Genomic DNA, 3550 nt, shown 5'->3' with positions numbered 1-3550 from the left:
ACAGAACATAAAGAAGATTGCCAACCACCTCACCAGAGGGTGAGATGGCTGGCAATCTTCTTTTATGAGTAATTTCTTAAATCCTAGAGAAAAAAGCAAAGGCAAAATAGAAACCCCACTTTTCAGACGTGGGGTTTCTCGACAATCTGACGACATTATATAATGTCGCGTTGGATGCCGGAATGGAAATCATTGAGCGCAATCCCCATTCGCTGCCTGTTTCGTATGTGCCGGAAGGAAGAGATGCGATGGTTAACTGGGGTACATCCGATTTGCGCTTTCGCAACAGCTTTGACTATCCGGTTTTGATTCAAATGAAAGTCGACCGGGAGAAAAGCGAGCTGATCGCGATCATCAAAACGGCGCAACGTTATTTATAACTAAGTACGGCTGCATGGCGCAGGATCAACTTGTATAGAAATGAAGTCTCAAAGAAGCTGGAGATCAAGCTTTTTTGAGGCTTTTTTTCTGTCTCGTCAAAAGAATGGTATAAAAAGAAGGCTGGAACAAACACTATTTGTATCAATCATGACCAAAAAAAAGGCGTGTCATGAAACAGATAACAAAACATAAGGAGGGAATGATTCATCATGAAGCGGGATCTGTTTACATGGAGAATGGTATGTATAGTCGTACTCGTTGCGCTTGGGTTAGTAGGACCTGCCAGCCCAGGGTTTGCTTTTTCAAACCAGATCATTCAGCAAGGAGCGACAGGTGATGATGTCGTCGAGCTGCAGGCGCGGCTCCAGTATATTGGATTTTACAATGGGAAAATTGATGGAGTATTTGGGTGGAGCACCTATTGGGCTGTTCGAAATTATCAATATGAATTCGGCCTCGACATTGATGGTCTCGTTGGGCCAGAAATGAAGGATATGCTGGAACGGTCAACAGATTATGATGAAGCATTTGTGCAAAAGGCGCTTCAGGAGGGGCGCAAATTTACCCATTACGGTCAAACGCCAAAGCATATTCAAAAAGGAGCAAAAGGCAGCGAGAAAAAAGGCCAAACCCGGCAGCCGCAGGGCGGAGGCGGACAGGCTGAAGCGCCACAAGGCGGTGGACAGACAGGTGGTACTCCTGGTACGGGAGGAACGCCAGAGCAAGGTGGACAGCAGGAGCCGCCAGCGGAACCAGTGCCGGAGGAAGAAGCACCGGAACAGCAGGATAATGACGCCAATATTGAAAAAGCAACAAATGTTCCGCCGGGCTATTCCGATAATGACATTCAATTGATGGCCAATGCTGTTTACGGTGAGGCGCGCGGTGAGCCGTACGTCGGCCAGGTAGCCGTGGCCGCCGTCATTATTAACAGGCTGAACAGTCCGACGTTCCCGAACACAGTCAGCGGCGTTATCTTTGAACCGCGGGCCTTTACAGCAGTCGCGGACGGTCAAATTTGGCTGACGCCAAATGAGACGGCCAGAAGAGCGGTGCTTGATGCATTAAATGGTCAAGACCCAACCGGAAATGCGCTTTATTATTTCAATCCTGATACCGCAACATCCGGCTGGATTTGGACGCGCCCACAAATTAAGCGAATTGGAAAACATATTTTCTGTCATTAAATAGTGGAGGTGAAGGATCATGTTGAGAAATATCATTATTGGACTATTGGGCGTTGCTGTTGTCGGTCTTGGGTTCTGGGGCTTCCAGGAACAGGAGCAAAAGCAGACCTTAATGATTACAGCGGAAAACAATTATCAGCGTGCTTTTCATGAGCTGGCTTTTCATCTCGATCAAATTGAGGATCAGCTCGGAGCAACCTTGGCGATGAATACAAGGCGTCAGCTGACTCCAGCGCTAGCTGAAGTATGGCGCGTGACGAGTCTGGCACAGGAAGAAATCGGACAGCTGCCGCTGAACTCAGTTGATTTGGGCCAGACGGAGGAATTCTTGTACAAGCTTGGCCGCTTCAGCTATCAAACGTCCATTCGTGATTTGGATAAGGAGCCGCTTACTGACAAGGAATACGATACGCTAACGCATCTCTATCAACATTCAAAGGATATTCGTTCAGAGCTGCGGAAATCGCAGGCGGAAATGCTCGCCAACCGCCATCAGTGGCTCGATCTTGAAAAAGAGCTGGAGGCAAGTCAGGAACCCGGTGATAACACGATTGTCAATAATCTTGAAGTGATGAATAAGTCGGTACAAGGCTTCAGTGAGACAGAGTGGGGAGCCGGCCTTGCCGCAATTGATGATCTGAACGGGGAGTTGAAGAAGGCTCTTTCCGGAAGAGAAGTGTCGAAGCAGGAAGCTGAAAAAATCGCGCGTCAATATCTTGAAATGAGTCCGGAGGTGCCGGTCCATGTTGCCGATACAGGCAATGGACTTGAATATCCAGCTTATACGATTGTCGTTGACGATCCGGAGCATGAAACGAATTATTATATGGATATGAGTGTAAATGGCGGTGAGCCGATTTGGTTTTTGCAGGACAGGCAAATTAACGAACAGCGGCTCAGCCTGAATGAAGCGGTTGAAAAAGGCAAAGCCTTCCTGAAGCGGACAGGCAAGGAAGGGATGCAGCTGATTGACAGCAAGCAGTATGATTCGATCGGGATGCTTGAATTTGCCTATATTGATGGAAATGTCCGTGTCTATCCAGACTCGGTTACGCTGGAAGTGGCGCTTGATGACGGGGATATTCTCGGCTATGAAGCCAAGAATTACCTGCTGAACCATAAGGAGCGCACTATTCCGGAACCGGCAATAACGAAAGCGGAGGCCGAGGAGCGTCTCAATCCACGCCTTGAGGTGATGGAAAGTCATGTGGCACTGATTGAAAATGAGCTGAAAGAAGAGGTACTGTGCTACGAGTTTTTCGGTGTTATTGATCAGGACACATACCGGATCTTTATTAATGCCGAAGATGGGGAAGAAGAAAAGGTCGAACGCCTTGACGGAACCGAGCCGGTGTATCAATTCTCATAAACGGAAAAGAAGAAACATATCGCAGACCGTAGACAAAACGGCTTTGAGAGTCCTCTCTCAAAGCCGTTTTTTGCATTTTTTGTATGGTTGTTCCTCCGGTGCCATATCGCCAGTTTTTTCAGATTCTGGGCAGAAATCTTTTCGCGCTCCATCAGACTCGTCCAGCGCCTCAACTGTATGCCAAATATGTTTGGAATGAACACCATTTTTACTAACGTTTCACTCCCTGTCGTTTCTTTCACTTGTATTTCAGAAAACTGATCACCTGTCTTTATTTGAGGAGAAGCAACCTCCCTTATTCCCACAAGAAAAAGCGGACTGGATGGGAGGGCCGACTCCTGCAGGAGGGAAAGGCAGGTTGAAATCCACCGGCATAGCCGGTTCGTTTAACGCCCACCTGGGGTAAGCGTGCCCCCCCATCCCGATAGCGGGGTCGAAGAACAAAACCAAGACTATTAACAAAGAAGAAGCATATCGTGCTTCTTCTCAGACTGTTGAGAAAGTCTTCTCAACAGTCTTTTTTTGTAGATATTAATCCGATTATTCGGGTAAATATAGTATAATATAGGTAGATTAATTGTGAGGTGAGTTGTGTATGTTACGCCCTGTCCGT

General features: G+C 47.4%; 3 protein-coding genes. All 3 read left to right on the top strand.

The window, feature by feature from the left end:
* Positions 1-128: 128 nt before the first annotated feature.
* The 3 genes from M3212_RS21480 to ypeB all read left to right on the top strand — a co-directional run bounded on the left by M3212_RS21480 (position 129) and on the right by ypeB (position 2937).
* Positions 129-380: a VanW family protein gene (locus M3212_RS21480; protein ID WP_349774223.1), complete on the top strand. Its 252-nt coding sequence runs from the start codon at positions 129-131 to the stop codon at positions 378-380.
* Positions 381-617: 237 nt separating this feature from the next.
* On the top strand, positions 618-1568 hold the full coding sequence (sleB, locus tag M3212_RS21475; RefSeq protein ID WP_251195957.1) for a spore cortex-lytic enzyme: 951 nt from the start codon (positions 618-620) through the stop codon (positions 1566-1568).
* 19 nt (positions 1569-1587) lie between these two features.
* Entirely contained in the window at positions 1588-2937 is a 1350-nt protein-coding gene (gene ypeB / locus M3212_RS21470) for a germination protein YpeB (RefSeq protein WP_251195955.1), read from the top strand.
* Positions 2938-3550: the final 613 nt, after the last annotated feature.

Origin of the sequence: Halalkalibacter oceani (genome assembly GCF_023715705.1) — a bacterium.
GTDB lineage: Bacteria > Bacillota > Bacilli > Bacillales > Bacillaceae_D > Halalkalibacter > Halalkalibacter oceani_A.
The sequence above is the reverse complement of the archived record's forward strand: the minus strand, read 5'-3'. Positions and strand labels throughout refer to the sequence as shown.